This window comes from Micromonospora sp. NPDC047812, assembly GCF_040704175.1.
Classification (GTDB): domain Bacteria; phylum Actinomycetota; class Actinomycetes; order Mycobacteriales; family Micromonosporaceae; genus Micromonospora.
Genome location: NZ_JBEYRY010000003.1, coordinates 421,765 through 443,402, shown reverse-complemented (window position 1 = coordinate 443,402; position 21,638 = coordinate 421,765). Strand labels below are relative to the sequence as shown.

Annotated in this window: 22 protein-coding genes; 9 read left to right on the top strand and 13 right to left on the bottom strand. The window is 73.7% G+C overall.

The window, feature by feature from the left end; genetic code table 11:
• Positions 1-62: 62 nt before the first annotated feature.
• Positions 63-674 carry a 30S ribosomal protein S4 gene (gene rpsD, locus AB0883_RS17070; protein ID WP_366642087.1) on the top strand — a complete coding sequence of 204 codons (612 nt, stop codon included), beginning with the start codon at positions 63-65 and terminating at the stop codon, positions 672-674.
• A gap of 85 nt (positions 675-759) precedes the next feature.
• Here rpsD and AB0883_RS17065 read toward each other — a convergent pair whose 3' ends face one another.
• Together AB0883_RS17065 and AB0883_RS17060 are read right to left on the bottom strand one after the other, a co-directional pair.
• On the bottom strand, positions 760-2,487 hold the full coding sequence (locus tag AB0883_RS17065) for an ABC transporter ATP-binding protein (RefSeq protein WP_366642253.1): 1,728 nt from the start codon (positions 2,485-2,487) through the stop codon (positions 760-762).
• 204 nt (positions 2,488-2,691) lie between these two features.
• Positions 2,692-4,572: an ABC transporter ATP-binding protein gene (locus AB0883_RS17060; RefSeq protein WP_366642252.1), complete on the bottom strand. Its 1,881-nt coding sequence runs from the start codon at positions 4,570-4,572 to the stop codon at positions 2,692-2,694.
• 144 nt (positions 4,573-4,716) lie between these two features.
• Here AB0883_RS17060 and AB0883_RS17055 point away from each other — a divergent pair, with 144 nt between their 5' ends.
• From AB0883_RS17055 to AB0883_RS17045, 3 genes are all read left to right on the top strand, one after another.
• The gene (locus AB0883_RS17055; RefSeq protein ID WP_366642086.1) at positions 4,717-5,346 is read left to right on the top strand and encodes a TIGR03085 family metal-binding protein; all 630 of its coding nucleotides are present in this window, start codon (positions 4,717-4,719) and stop codon (positions 5,344-5,346) included.
• A gap of 124 nt (positions 5,347-5,470) precedes the next feature.
• Positions 5,471-6,424 carry a terpene synthase gene (locus tag AB0883_RS17050; protein WP_366642085.1) on the top strand — a complete coding sequence of 318 codons (954 nt, stop codon included), beginning with the start codon at positions 5,471-5,473 and terminating at the stop codon, positions 6,422-6,424.
• Between the two features lie 137 nt (positions 6,425-6,561).
• On the top strand, positions 6,562-8,388 hold the full coding sequence (locus tag AB0883_RS17045; RefSeq protein ID WP_366642084.1) for a long-chain fatty acid--CoA ligase: 1,827 nt from the start codon (positions 6,562-6,564) through the stop codon (positions 8,386-8,388).
• A 114-nt stretch (positions 8,389-8,502) separates the two neighbouring features.
• Here AB0883_RS17045 and AB0883_RS17040 read toward each other — a convergent pair whose 3' ends face one another.
• Positions 8,503-9,816, bottom strand: coding sequence for a low temperature requirement protein A (locus AB0883_RS17040; protein WP_366642083.1), 1,314 nt, complete (start codon positions 9,814-9,816; stop codon positions 8,503-8,505).
• A gap of 88 nt (positions 9,817-9,904) precedes the next feature.
• Positions 9,905-11,362, bottom strand: a complete 1,458-nt coding sequence (locus tag AB0883_RS17035) for a PLP-dependent aminotransferase family protein (RefSeq protein WP_366642082.1) — start codon at positions 11,360-11,362, stop codon at positions 9,905-9,907.
• A gap of 58 nt (positions 11,363-11,420) precedes the next feature.
• On the opposite strand from AB0883_RS17035, the gene AB0883_RS17030 reads away from it, so the two are divergent.
• Together AB0883_RS17030 and AB0883_RS17025 are read left to right on the top strand one after the other, a co-directional pair.
• Complete coding sequence (locus AB0883_RS17030; protein ID WP_366642081.1) at positions 11,421-12,074, top strand: hypothetical protein; 654 nt, start codon at positions 11,421-11,423, stop codon at positions 12,072-12,074.
• A gap of 54 nt (positions 12,075-12,128) precedes the next feature.
• Positions 12,129-12,590: a hypothetical protein gene (locus AB0883_RS17025; protein ID WP_121400579.1), complete on the top strand. Its 462-nt coding sequence runs from the start codon at positions 12,129-12,131 to the stop codon at positions 12,588-12,590.
• A gap of 27 nt (positions 12,591-12,617) precedes the next feature.
• Here the strand turns inward: AB0883_RS17025 and hisF are convergent, their stop codons facing one another.
• The 5 genes from hisF to AB0883_RS17000 all read right to left on the bottom strand — a co-directional run bounded on the left by hisF (position 12,618) and on the right by AB0883_RS17000 (position 16,276).
• On the bottom strand, positions 12,618-13,385 hold the full coding sequence (hisF, locus tag AB0883_RS17020) for an imidazole glycerol phosphate synthase subunit HisF (RefSeq protein ID WP_101411832.1): 768 nt from the start codon (positions 13,383-13,385) through the stop codon (positions 12,618-12,620).
• A gap of 82 nt (positions 13,386-13,467) precedes the next feature.
• Positions 13,468-14,469 carry an NADP-dependent oxidoreductase gene (locus AB0883_RS17015; protein WP_366642080.1) on the bottom strand — a complete coding sequence of 334 codons (1,002 nt, stop codon included), beginning with the start codon at positions 14,467-14,469 and terminating at the stop codon, positions 13,468-13,470.
• Complete coding sequence (locus AB0883_RS17010) at positions 14,466-14,891, bottom strand: organic hydroperoxide resistance protein (RefSeq protein ID WP_366642251.1); 426 nt, start codon at positions 14,889-14,891, stop codon at positions 14,466-14,468. Before AB0883_RS17010 ends, AB0883_RS17015 begins: the two co-directional genes overlap by 4 nt.
• Positions 14,892-14,896: 5 nt before the next feature.
• Positions 14,897-15,340 (bottom strand): MarR family transcriptional regulator, encoded by a 444-nt coding sequence (locus tag AB0883_RS17005; protein WP_366642079.1) that lies wholly within the window; start codon positions 15,338-15,340, stop codon positions 14,897-14,899.
• Between the two features lie 441 nt (positions 15,341-15,781).
• Complete coding sequence (locus AB0883_RS17000) at positions 15,782-16,276, bottom strand: Lrp/AsnC family transcriptional regulator (protein ID WP_366642078.1); 495 nt, start codon at positions 16,274-16,276, stop codon at positions 15,782-15,784.
• Positions 16,277-16,367: 91 nt separating this feature from the next.
• Between AB0883_RS17000 and AB0883_RS16995 the strand changes: the two genes are divergently transcribed.
• The 3 genes from AB0883_RS16995 to AB0883_RS16985 are packed head-to-tail and all read left to right on the top strand — an operon-like array spanning position 16,368 to position 19,004.
• Positions 16,368-17,396, top strand: coding sequence for an alcohol dehydrogenase catalytic domain-containing protein (locus AB0883_RS16995; RefSeq protein ID WP_366642077.1), 1,029 nt, complete (start codon positions 16,368-16,370; stop codon positions 17,394-17,396).
• Between the two features lie 22 nt (positions 17,397-17,418).
• On the top strand, positions 17,419-18,408 hold the full coding sequence (locus tag AB0883_RS16990; protein ID WP_366642076.1) for a GNAT family N-acetyltransferase: 990 nt from the start codon (positions 17,419-17,421) through the stop codon (positions 18,406-18,408).
• A gap of 8 nt (positions 18,409-18,416) precedes the next feature.
• Positions 18,417-19,004 (top strand): DinB family protein, encoded by a 588-nt coding sequence (locus tag AB0883_RS16985; RefSeq protein ID WP_366642075.1) that lies wholly within the window; start codon positions 18,417-18,419, stop codon positions 19,002-19,004.
• A 414-nt stretch (positions 19,005-19,418) separates the two neighbouring features.
• Here the strand turns inward: AB0883_RS16985 and AB0883_RS16980 are convergent, their stop codons facing one another.
• The 4 genes from AB0883_RS16980 to hisH form a co-directional block, all read right to left on the bottom strand.
• The gene (locus AB0883_RS16980; RefSeq protein WP_366642074.1) at positions 19,419-19,808 is read right to left on the bottom strand and encodes a RidA family protein; all 390 of its coding nucleotides are present in this window, start codon (positions 19,806-19,808) and stop codon (positions 19,419-19,421) included.
• Entirely contained in the window at positions 19,805-20,530 is a 726-nt protein-coding gene (gene priA, locus AB0883_RS16975; protein WP_121400575.1) for a bifunctional 1-(5-phosphoribosyl)-5-((5-phosphoribosylamino)methylideneamino)imidazole-4-carboxamide isomerase/phosphoribosylanthranilate isomerase PriA, read from the bottom strand. Before priA ends, AB0883_RS16980 begins: the two co-directional genes overlap by 4 nt.
• A 17-nt stretch (positions 20,531-20,547) precedes the next feature.
• On the bottom strand, positions 20,548-20,871 hold the full coding sequence (locus AB0883_RS16970) for a hypothetical protein (protein WP_358091241.1): 324 nt from the start codon (positions 20,869-20,871) through the stop codon (positions 20,548-20,550).
• 87 nt (positions 20,872-20,958) lie between these two features.
• Positions 20,959-21,591: an imidazole glycerol phosphate synthase subunit HisH gene (gene hisH / locus AB0883_RS16965; RefSeq protein WP_366642073.1), complete on the bottom strand. Its 633-nt coding sequence runs from the start codon at positions 21,589-21,591 to the stop codon at positions 20,959-20,961.
• Positions 21,592-21,638: the final 47 nt, after the last annotated feature.

Sequence of the window (21,638 nt, the reverse complement as noted above, 5' to 3'; positions counted from 1 at the left end):
CTCCTTCGTAGGTTAGCCTTACCTAACTCGGAGACTAGAGCACCGGATCGGAGACGTCCAGCGTGAACCAACCCAGGCCCAAGGCCCGCCTCTCCCGCGCCCTCGGCATCCCCCTGACTCGCAAGTGCGTGCGGTACTTCGAGCGGCGCCCCTTCCCGCCCGGAGTGCACGGCCGGCAGCGCCGCAAGACCTCGGACTACCAGGTGCGGCTGTTGGAGAAGCAGCGCCTGCGCCACCAGTACAACGTCAGCGAGACCCAGCTCCGGCGCGTCTTCGACGAGGCTGCCCGGAGCTCCGGCAAGACGGGCGAGAGCCTGGTCGCGCTGCTGGAGCGACGGCTCGACGCGGTGGTGCACCGGGCCGGCCTGGCCCGCAGCATCTACCAGGCCCGGCAGCTCGTCGCGCACGGCCACTTCACCGTCGACGGACGCAAGGTCGACCGGCCGTCGTACCGGCTGCGTCCGGGCCAGGTGATGGCCGTCCGCGAACGCAGCCGCGCGTCCGTGCCGTTCCAGCTCGCCGCCGCGGGCGCCAACGCCACCGAGGGACCCGGCCAGCCGTACCTGTCGGTGGAGCTGGGCGAGCTGCGGACGACGTTGCTGCGCGAGCCCGCCCGGCACGAGGTGCCGGTGATCTGCGACGAGCAACTGGTGGTGGAGTTCTACTCCCGCTGACCGCCGCGCGGCCCGGCGCGCAGCCGGGCCGCGCGCCGGACCGGGCCGGCGGAGACGGCCCGCCGCGCACGCACGGCGGGCCGGGTCAGCGGGTCTGCTCCAGCCAGGAGGCGTAGAGCAGGCCGTAGACCGACTCCGGGTCGCGGACCAGCTCGTCGTGCGGACCGCGCTGCACGATCCGGCCCTTGTCCACCACGATCACCTCGTCGGCGGCCTGCGCCGTGGAGAGCCGGTGCGCGATCGCGAGGGTGGTGCGCCCCCGGGTGACCGCGTCCAGGGTGCGTTGCAGCCGCACCTCCGTGGCCGGGTCAACCGCGCTCGTCGCCTCGTCCAGCACCAGCAGGTCCGGGTCGGCCACGTACGCGCGGGCCAGCGCGACCAGCTGCCGCTCCCCCACGCTCAGCGCCTCGCCGCGCTCCCCCACCGGCGTGTGCAGCCCCGACGGGAGCCCGTCCAGCCAGTCCGCCAGCCCCAGCTCGGTGAAGGCCGCCCCGAGCTGCTCGTCGCTCAGCTCCGGGCGGGCGAAGCGGACGTTCTCCGCCACCGTGGCGTCGAAGAGGAAGCCGTCCTGCGGGACCATCACCACCCGCGAGCGCAGCGAGGCGAACCGGACCCGGTCCAGCGGCACGCCGGAGAGCAGCACCTGGCCGGCGGTCGGGTCCATCAGGCGGGTGAGCAGCTTGGCGAAGGTGGTCTTGCCGCTGCCGGTCTCCCCGACCACCGCCACCCGGCTCTTCGCCGGAATCTCCAGGCTGACGTCGTGCAGCACGGGCGGGCCCTCCGGGTACGCGAAGCGCACCCCCGCGAAGCGGATGTCCAGCGGGCCGGACGGCAGCTCGCGTCCCTGCTCGCCCGGGTCGGCGACGTCCGGCTCGACGTCCAGCACGTCCAGCACCCGGCGCCAGCCCGCGATGGCGTTCTGCGCCTCGTTGAGCACCTCGGTGGCGATCTGCACCGGCTGGATGAAGAGCGTGACCAGGAAGAGGAAGGCGGTCACCTCGCCGATGCTCAGGGTGCGGTCGGCGCCGAGGGTCACCCCGAGCACCACCACACCGGCCAGCGCCAGGCCGGCCGCCAACTCCCCGACCGAGCTGCCCATGATGCTGATCCTGATCGCCCGCTGCTGGGCCCGGCGCTGCCCGTCGATCGCCTCGTCGAGCCGGCGGGCCGTCCGGCCGGCGATCCCGTAGGCCCGGATCACCGGCGCGCCGACCACGCTCTCCCCGATCGCGCCGAGCAGCGTCCCCGTGCGCTGCCGGACCACCCCGTACGCCCCGGCGAGGCGGCGCTGGAGCTGCCGGATCACGAACACGGCGGGCAGGAAGGCGGCGAACACCACCAGGGTCAGCTGCCAGGAGTACGCGAACATGACAAGCGTGGTGACCGCCAGCTGGCCGAGGTTGATCACCAGGATCACGCCGCCCCACTGGAGGAACTGGGTGATCTGGTCGACGTCGCTGGTCACCCGGGAGACCAGCGAACCGCGCCGCTCCGACTGCTGGTGCAGCATCGACAGGTCGTGCACGTGCCGGAACGCCCGGATCCGCACGTTGGCCAGCGCGGTCTCGCTGACCGTGAAGAGCCGGCGCATCATCAGGTAGCCGCAGAGCGTGGTCACCACCAGCACCGCGGCGGTGGCGGCGACCACCTTCCAGATCACGTCCAGGTCCAGGCCGCCCACGATGCCGTTGTCGATGCCCTGCTGCACCGCCACCGGGACGGCCGCCCGGCCGACCATGTAGACCAGGGCCAGGCCGAGCGTGCCGGCCAGGCCGACCCGCAGCTCCGGGGAGAGCGCCAGACCCCGGCGCAGCGTCTGCCACGTCGTCTCGGGCGCCTCGGGCGTCTCAGACGCCTCGGCGGTCCCGGTCTTCCGCGCCGTGTCCGTGGTGGTGGTGGTCACCGGTTCCTTCTTTCGTTCGCGACTGCGGGGCTCCGCTGCGCTGCACTCCTCGCGCTCACCGGACCCGCCTTCCGTTCGCGACTGCGGGGCTCCGCTGCGCTGCACTCCTCGCACTCACCGGTCCACCTCGATCTCCAGGCCCGACGGCAGCGGGGCGACCTCGTCGTACGTCTCGTCCTTGGCGTGGTCGACCTCGGCCTGCTCGTAGGCGGTGACCAGGTCGGCGTAGCCCGGCACCGTGGCCAGCAGCTCGGCGTGCGGGCCGCGGGCGAGCACCCGGCCCTGTTCCAGGTAGACCACCTCGTCGGCCAACGCGATGGTGGCCCGCCGGTAGGCGACCACCAGGATCGACGCGGCCGGCACCCCGGCCTGCCCCGCCGAGGAGCGCAGCCCGGCCAGGATGGCCGCCTCCACCCGCGGGTCGACGGCGCTGGTCGCGTCGTCGAGCACCAGCAGGCGTGGCCGGCCGGCGAGCGCGCGGGCCAGGGTGAGCCGCTGCCGCTGACCGCCGGAGAGCGAGGTGCCCCGCTCGCCGACCCTCGTGTCGAGACCGTCGGGCAGGGCCGCGACGAAGCCGTCCGCCTCGGCCAGCCGCAGCGCGGCCCAGACGTCGTCGTCGCCGATGCCCGGCCGGTCCAGCGTGATGTTGGCGCGCACCGTGTCGTCGAAGACGAACGGCACCTGGGCGACCAGCGCGGCGGTGCCCGCCAGCGAGGCGGCGGTGAGCCGGCGGACGTCCACCCCGTCCACGCACACCGTGCCGGCCAGCGGGTCGACCAGCCGCACGGCCAGCGCGGCGATCGTCGACTTGCCGGAGCCGGTCGGCCCGACCAGGGCCACGGTCTTCCCGGCGGGCACGGTGAAGGAGACGTCGCCGAGCACCTCCGTGCCGGGCAGGTGCGCCTCGGCCGGCTCGTAGCCGAACCGCACGCCGTCGAACGCGAGGGTGGCGGGGCGGGGGTCCGTCACGTCGAGCGTCGTGTCGCCGTACGCCATCTCGCCGGTCGCGTCGAGCACCCGGCGGACCCGGTCCCAGCCGGCGACGCTGCGCGGCAGCTCGGCCAGCACCCAGCCGATGGCCCGTACGGGAAACGCCAGCACCGTGAAGAGGAAGGCGACGCTGATCAGCTCGGCGACGCTGATCGCGCCCTGCCGCAGCCGGATCGCGCCGACCACCAGCACGGCGAGGGTGCCGAGGCTGGGCAGGGTCTCCAGCATCGGATCGAAGACGCCGCGCAGCCGCCCGACCGCCACCAGCGAGTCGCGCAGCTCGCCCGCGCGGGCGGCGAACCGGTCGGTCTCCTGCGCCTCCCGGCCCATCGTCTTGACGACCAGGGCGCCGTCGAAGCTCTCGTGCGCGATGCCGCTGACCTCGGCGCGCAGCCGCTGGGCCCGGGCCTGGCGGGGAGCCATCCGGCGGGAGTAGGCGACGTTGAGCGCGAAGAGCGCCGGGAAGACCGCGACGCCGACCAGGGCCAGCGCCCAGTCGGTGACGAAGAGCGACCCCACCGCGCCGACCAGCATCACCAGGGTGCCGACCGCGAACGGCAGCGGGGCGATCGGATACCAGGCGGCCTCGACGTCGGAGTTGGCGTTGGACAGCAGCGTGCCGGTGGCGTTGCGGTGGTGCCAGGCCAGCGGCAGCTCCAGGTAGCGGCGGGTGACCCGGCGCCGGTAGGCGGCCTGGAGGCGGTACTGCATGTAGCCCGCGCCGAGCCGGCGGCCGAAGATGCCTGCCACCCGCAGCACGCTGATGCCGAACAGCGCGACGGCCGCCAGGGCCAGCCCGCCGACCCCGACCGCGCCGCGCTCGATCGCCGGCACCACCACGTCGCCGACCACGGCGCCAACCACGTACGCGCTGGCCACCGTCATGGCGCCGAAGAGCACGCTGCCGCTCACCGCGACCGCGAAGATGCGCGGCTCCTCCCGGATCGCCCGCCCGAGGACGGCCAGCCCCCGCACCAGCACGTCCCGACTTGTCCTGCTCGCCACGCTCTCCCCCGCCGTAAGCCGCACTTATCTTCCTCATCCTTACCGGTCCGGGCCAGCTCCGCCGCCCCGGTCCGCTATGTCCACCGTCACGGCCGCCGGCCCACTCGACGCGCCGAGTGGGCCGCACGCGCCTACGATCGGTGCATGCCGCGGTACGCCCGATCGGAGCGCGAGGCGCTCGCCGACCTGATGCAGACGCTGGGACCGGACGCGCCGACGGTCAACGAGGGGTGGAGCACCCGCGACCTCGCCGCCCACCTGGTGCTGCGCGAACGCCGGCCCGACGCCGCCGGCGGCATCCTGCTCCCGCCGCTGCGCGGCTACTCCGAACGGGTGCGCCTCCGCGTCGCCGCGCGCCCCTGGTCACGCCTTCTCGATCAGGTGCGCCGGCCGCCGGTGTGGAGTCCGGTCAGCAACCCGGTCACCGACGAGCTGGCCAACACGCTGGAGTTCTTCATCCACCACGAGGACGTGCGCCGCGTCCGCCCGGGCTGGCTCCCCCGCGATCTCGCTGCGGGGCTCAACGCGGCGCTCTGGAAGCGGTGCGCCGGGCTGGCCCGGCTGGCGCTGCGCCGGTTCCCGGCGGACGTCTTCGTCCAGGCGCCCGGCTACGGGGAGCTCTCCGTCGGCCGGGGCGGCGAACCCGTGCGGGTGGTGGGCGCGCCGGGCGAGCTGGCCCTGTTCCTCAGCGGCCGGCAGCGGGTATCCCGGGTGCAGATCGACGGGTCGGCGGCACCGGCCGAGCGGCTCCGGGGCGCCAACCTGGGCATGTGACGCGCTGTACGCAATCGGTCACAGCGCAATGCGGAAAATCGGCCACCCAACGACCGCGACCGATTCCTGCTCCCGTACGCTGTCCCGCGCCGTCCCGCCGTGGGGCGGCGCGACAGGGGGCACCATGCGGACCTTCGCGGTCTCGGCGCTACGGGAACCCCCCTTTCCCGCGCGCCAGCACGACGCCACCGCACGGGTGGCACGGGAGAGCACCGAGTGGGCGCTCGGCCACGGGCTGATCGCTAACGGGCACCGGCTGCGCCGGCTGCGCCGGGCCGACGCCGCCGGTCTGGCCGGGCGCGCCTGCCCGGAGGGCCCGGTGGACGGGCTGCGGCTGCTCACCGACCTGATCTCCTGGCTGTTCGTGATGGACGACGCCTGCGACGAGGACGGCCTCGGCGACTCCCCCACCCGGCTGGCGCCGACCGTCGCCGCCCTGCTGGACGTCCTGGACGGCCACGGGGAACGGACCGACGCGCGGGCGACCGCGGCCGGGCCGCTCGGGGAGGCGCTGGGCGACCTGTGCCGGCGGGCCCACGCCGCCGGCGGGCCCGTGACGCTGCTGCGCTTCGTCGGCGAGGTGCGGGAGTACCTGCTGGCGCTGCTCTGGGAGGCGGCGAACCGGGAGCACGGGCGGGCGCCGGGGCTGGCCGAGTACGTCCAGATGCGCCGGCACACCGGAGGGGTCCACCCCAGCTTCACCCTCACCGAGCTGGCCGCCGGGGCGCTGCCGGGGGCGACCCACCGCACCGAGCCGTCGCTGGTCGCCCTCGACCTGCTCGCCGCCGACCTGATCTGCTGGTGCAACGACGTCTTCTCGTACGGCAAGGAGCACCTCGGCCAGCCGGACGTGCACAACCTGGTCGCGGTGATCGCCGCGGGGCGGGCGGACGGCGACGAGTCGTCGGCCCTGCGGGCGGCGGCCGACCGGTTCAACGAGGGCCTGACGGCGTACCTGGCGACGGAGGCGGCGCTGCTCGCCACCGGCGACGACGGCCTGCGGCCGGCCCTCACCGCGCGGCGCAACTGGGTCCGGGCCACCTACGACTGGTCGCTGGGGGCGGCCCGGTACGCCTGAACCGGGTTCCATCCTCCGAGACGTGGCCCAGCCGTGATCCACAGGGCTAGCCGATGCCCGGGCGCAGGCAATACCCTTCGGTAACGAACGCCGACGTGACCACGGTCACGTCTCCACCCCCGAAGGCGGCTACAGCGATGGCTCTCGATGTACCGTACCGTTCCATCCCCGACATGTTCCTCAAGCGCGTGGCGGCGTCCCCCGACCGCGACGCCTTCGCCCATCCGGCCCCCGACGACTCCGGGCCGGTCTGGCTGAGCTGGGAGCAGATGGCCCGTCGCGCCAAGGCGGTCGCCGCCGGGCTGCACGGCCTCGGTGTCGGCCTGGAGGATCCGGTCGCGATCCTGGCGAACACCCGGCTCGACTGGGTGGTCGCCGACCTCGGCATCATGTGCGCCGGCGGCGCTACCACCACCGTCTACCCCACGACGGAGCCCGACGACGCGACCTACATCATCGCCGACTCCGGCTCCCGGGTGCTGTTCGCCGAGAACCCGGCCCAGGCCGCCAAGATCGCGGGCGCCGACCTGCCGGCGCTGACCCACGTCGTGCTCTTCGACGGCGCCGCCGACCCGGCCGCCGCCGTCCCCCAGCTCACCCTCGCCGAGCTGGAGGAGCAGGGCGCCCGCGCGCTGGCCGCCGAGCCCGACCTGATCGACATGCTGGTCGCCGGGATCGGTCCCGAGCACCTGGCCACGCTGATCTACACCTCCGGCACCACCGGGCGCCCGAAGGGCGTCGAGCTGCTGCACGGCGGCTGGTGCTGGGAGGGCGTGGCCCAGGCCGAGCTGGGGCTGCTCCGCGAGAACGACCTGCAGTACCTCTGGCTGCCGCTGTCGCACTCGTTCGGCAAGACCCTGCTCTGCGGGGCGATCCACGTGGGCCTGCCGACGTACGTCGACGGCCGGGTGGACAAGCTGGTCGAGCTGCTCTCGGTGATCCGGCCGACGCTGATGTGCGGCGCGCCCCGGGTGTTCGAGAAGGTCTACAACAAGGCGGTGACCACCGCGCAGGACAGCGGCGGCGCGAAGGCGAAGATCTTCGCCTGGGGCGTCCGGGTCGGCAAGGAGAAGGTCGCCATGGAGCAGGCCGGCAGGCCCCTCCCGACGGGGCTGAAGCTGAAGTACGCGGTGGCCGAGAAGCTGGTGTTCAGCAAGCTCCAGGCCCGCCTCGGCGGCCGGATCCGGGTCCTCGTCTCCGGCGCCGCCCCGCTCAGCCCGGAGATCGCCACCTTCTTCGCCGCGGCGAACCTGCCGATCTCCGAGGGCTACGGCCTCACCGAGACCAGCGCCGGCAACTTCGTCAACCCGCCGAACGGGCTGCGGATCGGCACCGTCGGCAAGGCGATGGGCGACCTGGAGTGCCGGATCGACACCGACGGCGAGATCCTGGTGCGCGGCCGGCCGGTGATGCGCGGCTACCACAACCTGCCCGAGGAGACCGCGGCCTCGTTCACCGAGGACGGCTTCTTCCGCACCGGCGACATCGGCACCCTGGACGCCGACGGCTACCTCAAGATCACCGACCGGAAGAAGGACCTGGTCAAGACCTCGGGCGGCAAGTACATCGCGCCCTCGCACATCGAGGGGATGTTCAAGGCCACCTGCCCGTACACCTCGCAGGCGGTGGTCATCGGCCAGGCCCGCAACTACTGCACGATGCTGGTCACGCTGGACCCGGACGCGATCAAGGGCTGGGCCGCCGGCACCCCGCTGGAGGGCCGCGACTACGCCGACATCGTCGCCTCCCCGGAGGCGAAGGCCATGGTCGAGGGATACGTGGCCGAGCTCAACGCCAAGCTCAACCGCTGGGAGACGATCAAGAAGGTCGCCATCCTGCCGCGCGACCTGACCATCGAGGACGGCGAGATCACCCCGTCGCTCAAGATCAAGCGCCGCGGCGTGGAGAGCAACTTCGCCGGCGAGATCGAGAAGATGTACGCGGGCACGCTGGCCGAGCTCTGAGCACGCGACGTCGGCGGCCCGCGCTGCGGTGCGGGACCGCCGACGTCGGCCCGCGCCTCGTGCTCCGCCTCGGGCCGGGGGCCCGCTCCGCAGGCGGGCCGCCCCGCATCGGGGTCAGAGGTGGTGGCCCCGCCACCGCGTCTGCTCGGCCTCGGAGGCGAGCTGCTCATCCAGCGCCACCTGCCGCACGCGCCGCCGTCGCGGGGCGTCGACGACCGTCTGCACCGCGACGGTCAGCACGGCGGCCACCGCCAGCATGGCCACGGCCACCAGCTCCGGCAGTTGCCCGGCCACCGGGGTCAGCGCGACGATCAGCACCACCCCGCCGATCGACGGCCAGCGCGCCGCACCCAGCATCCGGCTGCCGAGCAGGATCAACGTGAGCAGGTAGAGCGCGACCCCGCCGAAGAGGGCCAGCATGTCGAAGCCGGGCAGCGGCACCCCCCACTGCGGAGTCGCCGGGTCGGCGCCCTCGTAGATCAGCCCCTTGAGGCCCAGGGCGAACAGGATCACGCCCGTGATCAACGGCAGGTGCAGGTACGTGTACACGTCCCGGGCCAGCCCGGCGCGGGTACGCCGCTCCCGGGTGCGGTGCAGCACCTGCTCCATGGCCAGGGCGAGGGTGTCGAAGTACGCCCACCACAGCGCCGCGACCACCGCGATGCCGAGCAACGCCGCGACGATCACGGGCCAGGTCAGCGGCAGGGCGGCGGTGGGGCCGGGCCCGAGCCCCAACGCGATGATCGACTCGCCGAGCGCCACCATGATGATCAGCGCGTGCCGTTCCGCCCAGTGCCCCGCCGAGAGCACCGTCCAGCCCGCGCGGTGCTGGGCCAGGCCGGAGCCGTACTCGACGCCGAGCGCGGCGAGCCACAACACCAGCCGCAGCATCATCTCGGCGCGGCCGTCGAGAAGTCGCTGCGGCACCAGCGCGGCGGTCATGATGAAGCCCGTCGCCAGCAGGAACGGCAGGGCCAGCACGGGCATCCGCCGGCGCACCTCCCGGTCGGAGCGTACGGCCCAGAGGAAGACCGTCACCTGGGTCGCGCGGACCAGGAAGTAGCAGACGGCGAAGACCACCGGGCCGGGCAGCCCACCGGGACGGTCGACGAACGCCTTCGGCAGGCTCAGCGCGAGCACGAAGACGGCGGCGGAGACGGCGAACCCGACCAGCGGCGCGATCCCCTGGTCGGTGCGGACCACGTTGCCCAGCGCGGCGAAGCCGCTCCAGCACCACCAGAGCAGGGCGAGCACCACCAGGAGCTGGACCAGCCCGCGCGGGGTCGGGTTGCTGGCCGTCGCCGTGGTCACGTTGAGGAAGGCGAAGACGAAGACGAGGTCGTAGAAGAGTTCGAGCCGGGTGGTGCGGGAGCCCGGTGCGCTCGGCAGGATCCCGCGCGGCCACCGCACCCCCCGAACGTCCTCCACCTGCGCAGTCTCGCAGCCGCGGCGCCGGGCGCAGACCTGATTGACCGACCCGGCCGGGAACCTCCCGCCCCGGGCCGGCCGGCCGGTGTCAGGCGATGACCGCCGGTTCCCGCCACTGCGACCGGCCGCCCCGGTCCAGGTCGTAGCGCACGGCGGCGATGCGACCGACCGCCTCGACCAGGTCGGCGGCCGGCAGGGTGAACGGCAGCCGCAGGAAGCGCTCCAGCGTGCCGTCCAGGCCGAAGCGGGGACCGGGCGCCAGGCGTACGCCGACCTCCTCGGCGGCCCGGGCCAGCGCGCTGGAGATCGGCCCGTCGAGTTCGGCCCAGAGGGTCACCCCGCCGTGCGGGACGGTGACCCGCCACTCGGGCAGGCGCTGCGCGAGCGCGGCGAGCAGCGCGTCGCGCTGGACGGTCAGCTGGGCCTGCCGGGCGGCGACGATGCCCGGCGCGTCGGCGAGCAGGTGGACCGCGACCAGCTGGTCCAGGACCGGGCTGGCCATGTCGACGCCGACGCGGGCGGCTGCCAGCCGCTGCACCTGCGGGGCGGAGGCGCGGACCCAGCCGATGCGCAGGCCGCCCCAGAAGGGCTTGCTCATCCCGCCGATGGTGATCACCCGGGAGTGCCGGTCGAAGCTGGCGGTGGGCGGGGGCAGCACCGTCCCGTCCAGCGGCAGGTCCACGAACGACTCGTCGACGACCAGGTCGGTGCCGACGGCGTGCGCGGTGGCCACCACCCGCTCGCGCAGCGCGGCCGGCATCAGGTGCCCGGTCGGGTTCTGGAAGTCCGGGATCAGGTACGCCAGCTTGGGCCGGGCCTGCCGGAGGCCGCCGAGCAGCAGGTCGGCGTCCCAACCGGGCTCCTCGACGGCCAGGCCGTGCGTGGTGATCCGGGCCCGGCGGGCGGCCAGCGCGGCCAGCGCGTTCGGATAGCTGGGCGCCTCGACCAGCACGTTGCCGCCGGGGGCGAGGGCCAGCCGGAGCACCAGGTCGAGGGCGTGCTGGGTGCCGTTGGTGACCATGATCTGGTCGGGCGAGGTGGGCAGGCCCCGGTCGGTGTAGGCGCGAGCCACCGCCTCGCGCAGCTCGATGATGCCGGTCGGGTGGTAGCCGGCGCCGCCCAGGTAGCGGGGCAGGTCCTCGGCCGCCGCGCGCGCGGCCGGCAGCAGCTCGGGCGGCGCGGCGAGCGCGGCGACCCCGAGATCGATCATGTCGCGGTCGTCGAGCGGGGTCCAGAGTCCGGTGCTCGCCACCCGGTGGGTGCCCGGGAGCATCGTCCAGCTGCCGGCCCCCCGCCGGCTGGCGAGGTGGCCGCTCTCCCGCAGCTCCCGGTACGCGGCCGTGACCGTGGTCCGGCTGATCTTCAAAGCCTCGGCCAACTCCCGCTCGGCGGGCAGCCGCACGCCCAGCGGCAGCCGGCCGTCGGCGAGCAGGCCGCGTACGGCACCGGCCAGGGCCGCGTAGTCGGGGCTGCGACGGCGGCCGGGCAGCGCATGCCACTGACCGAGGAGCCGGGCCAATTGGACACCCCGAACCTGACTCGTCATGGCCACTCCTCCCGGATTGGCTCTTACGCTGCGCCGATTGGCCTTTAGCGTGGCATGGGTGGCACCGATTGGCAATCTCCGGCATCGCCCCGCGCGGCGGCTCGTCCAGCTCTTCGCGGGCCTCGTCCTCTACGGCGTCAGCATGGCCCTGATGATCAACTCTGGGCTGGGCCTGGACCCGTGGGACGTGTTCCACCAGGGCCTGTCCGAGCTGACCGGCCTCTCCTTCGGCACCGTCACCATCGCGGTGGGCGTGCTGGTGCTGCTGCTCTGGATACCCCTGCGCCAGCGCCCCGGCCTCGGCACGGTCAGCAACGTCCTGGTCGTCGGGCTGGTGGTCGACGCGACGCTCGCGCTGCTGCCGGCCGGCGGGTCGCTGGGCGTACGGGCCGGGATGCTGCTCGCCGGCGTCGTGGCCAACGGGGCGGCGACGGGTCTCTACCTCGGCGCCCGCCTCGGGCCCGGCCCCCGCGACGGCCTGATGACCGGCTACGTCGCCCGCCGGCCCGGCCGCTCGGTCCGGCTCGTCCGCACCGTCATCGAGGTCACGGTGCTGGCGCTGGGCTGGCTGCTCGGCGGGACCGTGGGCGTCGGCACGGTCGTCTACGCGCTGGCCATCGGCCCGCTGACCCAGGTCTTCCTGCCGCTGTTCACGGTCCCCGGGCCGCAGGACCCCGCCCCGGGCCCGGTCGCGCCGCTCCCCGCCGCGTGACGCGACCCGGACGTCGGTGTTCCCTTCGGACGCCACGCCCGGCAGAATCCTCGCATGGGGGAGAACGGATGGCGCTGGAGCGATGCCTGGATCTTCGTCTCGGTGGTGATCGCCAGCGGTGCGGGACGGCACCGCCGCGCGGCGTCCAGCCGCCGCCCCGAGGGCGTACGCCTCGCCGACGTGCTCTCCACCGCCGACCACCTCAACCAGGCGATCCCCGAACGACACGAGGTGGAGGCGGCGGTCCGTCGCCTCGTCGGGGCCGGGCTGGTCAGCGTCACCGACGGCTGGTTCCGGATCACCGCCGACGGTGAGCGTCTCTGGCGCACCAGGCCGAGCGCCGGGCTGGCCACCACGGTGGACACCGTGCAGGGCGTGCTGGTCCGGCGACACGCCCCGGTCAGTGCCGACTGGCACCTGGACGAGGCCGACCACGCCGCCGCCGTGCAGGAGTACGTGGTGCGGTCGATCCCGGCGCCCCGGCGCTCCCCCGAGAACCGGTCCCGCCGCGACTGAGCGGGCGCAGCCGGACCGCGCGGGCGGTCAGCGGACGGGGTGCCCGGCCCCACGCAGCGCGTCCTTGACCTCGGCGACGGTCAGCTCCCCGAAGTGGAAGACGCTGGCGGCGAGCACCGCGTCCGCGCCGGCGCCGATCGCCGGCGCGAAGTGCGCCACCTCGCCCGCGCCGCCGCTGGCCACCACCGGCACGTCCACCACCCGGCGCACCGCGCCGATGAGTTCGAGATCGAAGCCGGCCTTCGTGCCGTCGGCGTCCATCGAGTTCAGCAGGATCTCCCCCGCGCCCAGCTCGGCGCCGCGGCGGGCCCACTCGACCGCGTCCAGCCCGGTGCCGCGCCGACCGCCGTGGGTGGTCACCTCGAAGCCGCTGGGCGTGCCGCCGCCGGGTGCGCGCCGCACGTCGAGCGAGAGCACCAGCACCTGCCGGCCGAACCGGTCGGCGATCTCGGCGATCAGCTCGGGGCGGGCGATCGCGGCGGTGTTCACCCCGACCTTGTCCGCACCGGCGCGCAGCAGCGTGTCGACGTCGGCGACCTGCCGGACGCCACCGCCGACGGTCAGCGGGATGAAGACCGACTCCGCCGTGCGGCGGACCACGTCGAGCATGGTGCCCCGGTCGCTGGAGGAGGCGGTGACGTCGAGGAAGGTCAGCTCGTCCGCGCCGGCCCGGTCGTACGCCGCCGCCAGCTCCACCGGGTCGCCGGCGTCGCGCAGGTCGAGGAAGTTGACCCCCTTGACCACCCGACCGGCGTCCACGTCGAGACACGGGATGACCCGCACCGCCACCGTCATGCCGCGAGCCTATCCTTCCCGGCGCCCGCGGTGACCGGCCGGTGAGGCCGGCCACCGCGTCGAGGGGCCTTGGCGCCCTCGGTCACACCCGGACGAGCATCTTGCCCAGGTTCTCGCCGCGCAGCAGGCCGAGGAACGCCTCCGGGGCGTTCTCGATGCCGTCGACGACCGTCTCGTCGTACGAGACCTTGCCGTCGCGCAGCCAGCCGGCCATCTCGCGCACGAACTCGTCGCGCAGGTGGTTGTGGTCGCCGACCAGGAAGCCGCGCAGGGTGAGCCGCTTGCCGATGAGCAGCGCCAGGTTACGCGGCGCGGCCGGCGGCTCGGTGTCGTTGTACTGCGCGATCATCCCGCAGATCGCGGCCCGGCCGTGCACCTTCATCGCGGAGATCGCCGCCTCCAGGTGGTCGCCGCCGACGTTGTCGAAGTAGACGTCGACGCCGTCGGGGGCGGCGGCCTTCAGCGAGTCGCGCACCGGCCCCTCGTGGTAGTCGAACGCGGCGTCGAAGCCGAGCGCGCGCAGCCGCTCGACCTTGGCCGCCGAGCCCGCGCTGCCGACCACGTGCGCCGCGCCCCGGAGCTTGGCGATCTGGCCGACCAGGCTGCCCACCGCGCCGGCGGCGGCGGAGACGAAGACCGTCTCCCCCGGCTTCATCCCGGCGACCTCCAGCAGCCCGGCGTACGCGGTCAGGCCGGTCATGCCGAGCACGCTCAGGTAGGCGGTGACCGGGGCGAGGTCGGGGTCGACCTTGCGGGCGGCCCGCGCGTCGAGCAGCGCGTACTCGCGCCAGCCGAGGCCGTGCAGGACGGTGTCGCCGGGCTGGACGCCCTCGGCCTCGCTGGCCACGACCTCGCCGACCGCCCCGCCGTCCAGCGGCGCGTCGAGCGCGAACGGCGGCATGTACGACTTGACGTCGTTCATCCGCCCCCGCATGTACGGGTCGACCGACACGTACCGGTTGCGGACCACGATCTGCCCCGGCCCGGGGGTGGGCACGTCGGTCTCGACGAGCCGGAAGTTGTCCGCGGTGGGCCAGCCCTGCGGCCGGGAGGCGAGGTGGATCTCCCGGTTGCGGGTGCTCACAGCGCCTCGCGCACGGTGAGGGTGACCTCGACGTTGCCGCGCGTGGCGTTCGAGTAGGGGCAGACCTGGTGGGCCTGCTCGACGACCTGCTCGGCGGCGGCCCGCTCGACGGCCGGAAGGTCGACCAGGAGGGTGACGGTCAGCCCGAAGCCGCCGCTGCCGTTGGCGCCGATGCCGACCTCGGCCTCGACGACCGAGCCCGAGACGTCGACCTTCGCCTTGCGGGCGACCAGGCGCAGCGCCGAGTGGAAGCAGGCGGCGTAGCCGGCCGCGAAGAGCTGCTCGGGGTTGGCGGCACCGCCGGCGCCACCCATCTCCTTCGGCACGGCCAGGCCCAGGTCGACGGTGCCGTCGGAGGTGCGGACGTGGCCGTCCCGACCGTCCCCGGTGGCCCGGGCGGACGCGGTGTAGAGCACCTGCATGGTGGTCACTGCTCCTTCTGTCGGTGGATCGTCTCGGTGACCCGGGTGAGGGTGTCGCGCAGCTCGACCAGCTCCGCCTCGGTGAGGCCCGTGGCGTGGGCGACCCGCAGCGGCACCTCCTCCATCCGCTGCCGCAGGGCCCGCCCGTCGCCGGTCAGGCCCACCTCCACCCGCCGCTCGTCGCGCGCCGAGCGCGTCCGGACGACCAGCCCCGCCCCCTCCAGCCGCTTGAGCAGCGGGGAGAGCGTGCCGGAGTCCAGCCGCAGGGCGGCGCCCAGCTCGGAGACCGTGGGGGCGTCGTCGCGCTCCCAGAGCACCAGCAGCACCAGGTACTGCGGGTAGGTCAGGCCGAACTCGTCGAGGACGGGCCGGTAGACGTCGGTGAGGGCGCGCGACGCGGCGTAGAGCGCGAAGCACACCTGCCGGCGCAGCACCAGATGGTCGGTCACCCGGAAACGGTAGCGTGCAATTAGATTGTGCGCAACCGATCAGGCCACGGCGCGATCCGCTTGCGGACCGCCTTGATCCAGAGAACGAGCAATTCGGCAGATGACCCGGGTGGCCACCCTGAAACTTGACCACCGGTCAAGGAGCGCTACAGACGGCGCACCTGACCGCGGTGGTCTCCCTGTCGGGACGGCCGGATGCGAACCGACGCCCCCTTGGCCCCCAGTGGGCTAGCCGGCGTACCGGCGCCTGCCAGACTGGACCGGCTCGTGCGGCCACCGACCAGGGCAGGAGAAGGCGGAGGGCGTCCAGCGATCCGGCTACGACGACCCGGCCGCTGGATGCCCTCCGTCTGTCGGCTCCCGTCGACGCCATCGGTGAAGGACGGCGCCGGAGGCGTGGAGGCACGGCGCTCGCTCAACGCACTCGACCACAGCAGCGCGTCACTCAGCCCCGTCCTGCGCGATCCATGCGGCGATGTCGACGTCACGTGGGTGTACGGGTTCGGAGAGCACGATGCCGGTGGTGGTGTCGCCCAGCTGCGCGAGGCGCTCGATGACCTGCTCCAGGTGCTTCGCGTCCCGCACGGCGACGGTCAACTCGTAGCAGTTGTGCCCGGTGACATGGACGCAGGAGAGCACGTGCCCCATGGTGAGCAACTGCTCACGCACGCCCTGGGAGTTGCGGACGGAACGGTGCCGGGGGCGCAGGGACACATGGGCGCGCAGGCCCAGCCCGAGCCGGGCGAGGTCGAGGTCGGCCCCGTAGCCCTTGATGACGCCGGAGTCCTCGAGGCGCCGCATCCGCTCGGCGACCGCCGGGCGGCTCAGCGACACCCGGCGGCCCAGCTCGGCGACGCTGATCCGGCCGTCACGGGAAAGCTCGCGGATGATCGCGAGATCAGCGGCATCCCACGATGACGATCTGACGGTTGTCATGAGGAATCAACTCCTTATCGACGGCCGCCGCCCGCAGATCCCGTCGAAAGGGCATGGGCGAAGGACCTGCCGCAGCCTACTGTCATCCACCATGAAGGCGACGGTGCTGCACGGGACTGGTTGGGTGGACGTCATCGACGTCCCCGACCCGATGATCGAGCAGCGTGGTGACGCGGTGGTGAGAGTGTCCCTCGCGGCCGTGTGCGGTTCCGATCTCTGGCCCTATCGGGGCCAGGAGTCGTTCACTCCCGGTGATCGCATGGGGCACGAGTGGGTCGGGATCGTCGAGGAGGTCGGCGCGGATGTCGCTCGTGTCCGGCCGGGCGATCTCGTCCTGGCCCCGTTCGCCTTCGCCGACGGAACCTGCCCCGCATGCCGCGACGGCTGGTTCACCTCCTGCCCGGCCGGCGGCTTCTGGGGAGGCGGCAACGGCGGTGGTCAGGCTGAGGCGGTCCGCGTGCCGTTCGCCGACGCGACGCTCGTCCCGGTCCCTGCGGACGCCGACGCGGAGCTGCTGCGCCGACTACTGCCGCTGACCGACGTGATGGCGACCGGCACCCACGCCGTCGCGCTGGCCGGAGTCCGGCCGGGCGCGACCGCCGTCGTCCTGGGCGACGGTGCCGTCGGGCTCTGCGCGACGCTCGCCGCGCGCCGCGCGGGAGCAGCACGGATCATCCTCGTCGGCCGTCACCCCGACCGGGGCGCTCTCGCCACACGTATGGGGGCGACTGATGTCCTTCCTGCGGGCGATCCCGCGACCGTCGGCCTCATCCAGGAGGCGACCGAGGGTGGCGTGCCGGGTGTCGCAGAATGCGCGGGAACCCAGTCCGCCCTCGACCTCGCGATCGACCTCGTCCGGCCCGGCGGCACGATCGGCTCCGTCGGCGTGCCCAACGGCGTGGACCGGGTCGACCTCTACCGGCTGTTCCGCCACAACATCACCCTGAGGGCGGGGGTCGCCCCCGCCCGCCGTCACATGGAGCTCCTCCTTGCCGACGTCCTCGCCGAGCGGCTGGACCCGTCACCCGTCTTCTCGGCCGAGGTCCCCCTCGATGCCGTCGCCACCGCCTACCAAGCCATGGACACACGCCAGGCAGTCAAGGTCGCGATCCGGCCTTGACCAGCACGACCAGAGGAGTCCCATGACGCACCAGACCCTTCGGCCCGACTACCCGATCCTGACGCCACGGCTGGCGCTACGGCCGCACCGCGCTGACGACCTCGACGACCTGCTCGAGTTCCACAGCGATCCCGAGGTCGTACGATTCCTTCCGTGGCCCGTCCGCGACCGGGAGGCGACGAACGCCGCGCTCACCGCGAAGCTGGACCAGGCGACCCTCACCGAACCGGGTCGATGGCTGGTGCTCGCCGTCGAGTTGCGCGAGACGAAGACCGTGATCGGAGAGGTCCTCCTGAAGTGGGCCAGCGCCGAGCACAGGCAGGGGGAGCTCGGCTTCGCCTTCGGGCGGGCCCATCAGGGCAGGGGGTACGCCGCCGAAGCCGCCGCCGAGATGCTGCGCCTCGGCATCGAGGACCTGGGCCTCCACCGCATCACCGCGGTGTGCGTCGAGGACAACGGTCCCTCGGCCCGGCTCCTGCGACGCCTCGGATTCACCCAGGAAGCGCGGCTGGTCGACGACATCTGGTTCAAGGGCGGCTGGGCCACCCGGCTTCTCTTCGCGTTGACCGAGGACGCCTGGCGCACGCCGGCGACGCCCCGCAGCGACGAGGAGGAGATCCGCTCCCTCATCCGCTGCTACTTCGACGCCTTCACCTCCGGATCCGGAGTCGACGAACGAATGGCGGCACTGCGCGACGCGATGCTGCCCGGAGCCATCATCGTCCGAACGTGCGGGATGGATCCCGCAGTGTACGACGTCGACGCCTTCATCGAGCCACGGCGAGCCATGCTCGTCGACGGCACGCTCACCGACTTCCAGGAAGAAGCCCGGTCGGGCCGGCTGGACCTGTTCGGCGACATCGCCCAGTGGTTCGGGAGGTACGCCAAGGCGGGCCGCATGAACGGTGCCCCCCACAGCGGTGGCGGGATGAAGTCGATCCAGTTCGTGCGTACCGGGGCCGGCTGGCGCATCAGCGCGGCGACATGGGACGACGACCGCCCGCAGCGATAGGAGGAGTCATGTTCGACAGCAGCGATTCCGGGCCCCGGAACGCGCCGGAGCCGACCCCGCGCGAGTCCCGGAACTGGTCCATCGTGGTTACCTCCGGCTGCCCGGAGTGCGGCTTCCAGGCAGGCAGCATCGCTCCTGACGAAGCAGCGCGACGCCTCCGCACCGCGATGCTCGGCTGGGAAACAGTGCTCGCCGGCCCTGCGGCCTGCCAACGGCCGGCACCGGGGACCTGGTCACCGACGGAGTACGCCTGCCACGTCCGCGACCTCTGCCGGCTGTTGCCGGCACGACTGGCCGTGATGGTCTCGTTCGAGGATCCGCAGTTCGAGAACTGGGACCAGGACGAGGCGGCGGTACGCCACGCGTACTGGGCAGTTCGGGCCGCAGAGGCGGCTGCCGACCTGAGGCGATGGGTCGCCGCCGCGGCGAGCACGCTCGAAGCGGTAGTCGTTGAGCAGATGTCCAGGACCGGCCGCCGAAGCGACGGCACGCGCATGACCATCGGCGAGCTGTGCGCCAACTTCGTCCACGAGGTCGAGCACCACCTCCAGGACGCCGGCGGACCTCGCCCGGGCCAGCACGCAGCCGGGGGCTGATGGCGGCGCCGAGGGGATGACCGGGATTCCGGTCGAGCTGGCGACCGCCGCCATGGTCACGCCGTTCCCGGCCCGCCACCTGCCGCTTCCTGTGGGGCGTGACTACGTGGACAAGACCGTCTCACCCTCGCGGCCCTGCTGGACCTACCGCAGGCTCGCTCGCCGGATCCCAGCCGCGCCTACGTCTCCTGCGCCCCGCTCTGCGGCGGCGCGGGCACCACAGTGCCGGGGCATGTCATCGGAGGCCCAGCCGCGCAGCAGCACGAGATCGCCGTTGTCTCCCCCGGCGCGCTTCCACTCGTGGGCAAAGTTGTGGCGCCATCGGTGCGCGCGCACGTCCGGCACTCCGGCCGCCTCGCGCGCCCCGGGGCAGGTCCGCGCGCGGGACCGCGCGGCCCGGACCGTCCGTCGGGCTCAGCGGTCGCCGAGGTACGCCTCCAACTCCACCTCGACCAGATGGTCCGGGTCGAGCAGACCGGCCACCACCACCATGGTGGCCGCCGGCCGGACCGCGCCGAAGACCACGTTGTGCGCCCGGCCCACCTCGTCGGCGTACGTGCGGTCCGTCACGTACATCCGGGTCCGCACCACGTCCCCGGGCTCCGCGCCCACCTCGGCGAGCGCGTCCAGCCCGATCCGCAGGGCCTGCGCGGTCTGCGCCGCCGCGTCCCCGACGTGGGTGACCATGCCGTCCACCGTCGAGGTGCACCCGGCCGTCCAGGCCAGGTCGCCGGCCCGGACGACCCGGCAGTAGCCGTACACCGGCTCCCACGGGCCGCCCGAGCCGAGCCGCGTGACGGTCACGCCGCCGCCAGGGTTTCCAGCGCCTGCGCCACCGTGAAGGCGCCCGCGTACAGGGCCTTGCCGGCGATCACGCCCTCCACGCCGATCGGCTCCAGGGTGGCCAGCGCCCGCAGGTCGTCCAGGGTGGAGACGCCGCCGGAGGCGATCACCGGGGCGTCGGTGCGGGCGCAGACCTCGCGCAGCAGGTCCAGGTTCGGCCCGCGCATGGTGCCGTCCTTGGTGATGTCGGTGACGACGTAGCGCGCCGCGCCCGCCTTGTCCAGCCGCTCCAGCACCTCGAAGAGGTCGCCGCCGTCGCGCGTCCAGCCCCGGGCGGAGAGGGTACGGCCCCGCACGTCCAGCCCGATCGCCACCCGGTCGCCGTACTCCCCGCACACCCGGTCGCACCAGAGGGGATCCTCCAGGGCGGCGGTGCCGATGTTCACCCGGGCGGCGCCGGTGCCGAGCGCGGCGTGCAACGACTCGTCGTCGCGGATGCCGCCGGACAGCTCCACCTTCACGTCGAGCTGCCGCACCACCTCGGCCAGCAGGTGCGCGTTGGAGCCGCGGCCGAACGCGGCGTCGAGGTCGACCAGGTGGATCCACTCGGCGCCGTCCCGCTGCCAGGCGAGCGCGGCCTCCAACGGGTCGCCGTACGTCGTCTCGCTGCCGGCGGCGCCCTGCACGAGGCGGACGGCCTGGCCGTCGGCGACGTCCACGGCGGGCAACAGGGTGAGGCTCACGGTATTTCTCCTCGAAGTCAGGTGCGACGGTCCAGGGCGATCACCACGATCGCCGGCAGTACGAGCAGCAACAGCACGACCAGCGCGATCCGCAGCGCCAGATCGTCGACGAACGACCAGATCAGGACCATCGCCACCAGGGTCAGCAGCACGATGGCGGCCCGCTCGCCGCGGCTGTGCCGGGGCAGCCGGCCCGTCCGCCCCCGGCGCAGCGACGGCGTCATCCGGCGGACCAGCGCCCGCCGCCGCGACCGCCGGGCCGCCCGCCGCTCGCGGACGACCCTCGCCCGGGCGGCCTCGGCCTCCCGGGCCGCCCGGCGCCGGGCCCGCTCCTTGCTCACGTCGTGCCCCGCCGGCGGCGCGGCCGTCCGGGCGACCGGGGGCGGGTGGGGGCGGTCCGGAGCGGGCCCGCCGCACCGGGCAGGCGCTCAGTCACCGGTGGGAAGCGTGGCGAGCCAGTTGCGCAGCAGCGCGGCACCGGTGTCGGCGGACTTCTCGGGGTGGAACTGGGCGGCGCAGAGCGGACCCCGCTCCACGGCCGCCACGAAGTCCGTCCCGTGGTGGGCGGTGACGACCGTGGCTCCGGCTTCCACCAGCGCGGCCGGGTCCCCGACCGCGTACGAGTGCACGAAGTAGAAGCGGCTGTCGGCGGGCAGGCCGGCGAAGAGCACCGACCCCGCCGGCGCCGCGACGGTGTTCCAGCCCATGTGCGGCAGCCGGGGGGCGGCCAGCCTGGTCACCCCGCCGGGAAGCAGCCCGAGCCCCTTGGTCACCACCCCGTGCTCGTCGCCGTGCTCGAAGAGCACCTGCATGCCCACGCAGATGCCGAGCACGGGACGGCCGGCGGCGACGCGTTCGGCGATCACCGGGCCGGCGCCGAGGTCCTCGATCCCGGCCATGCAGGCGGCGTACGCGCCCACCCCCGGCACCACCAGGCCGTCCGCCTCGGCGGCGGCGGTCAGGTCGTCGGTCACCGTCACGTCCGCGCCGGCGCGGGCCAGGGCCCGCTCGGCCGAGCGCAGGTTGCCCGACCCGTAGTCGAGCACCACCACACGGCTCACGCCGTCACCACCCTCCGGTCGGCGGCACCGCGACGTCGTCGCCCACT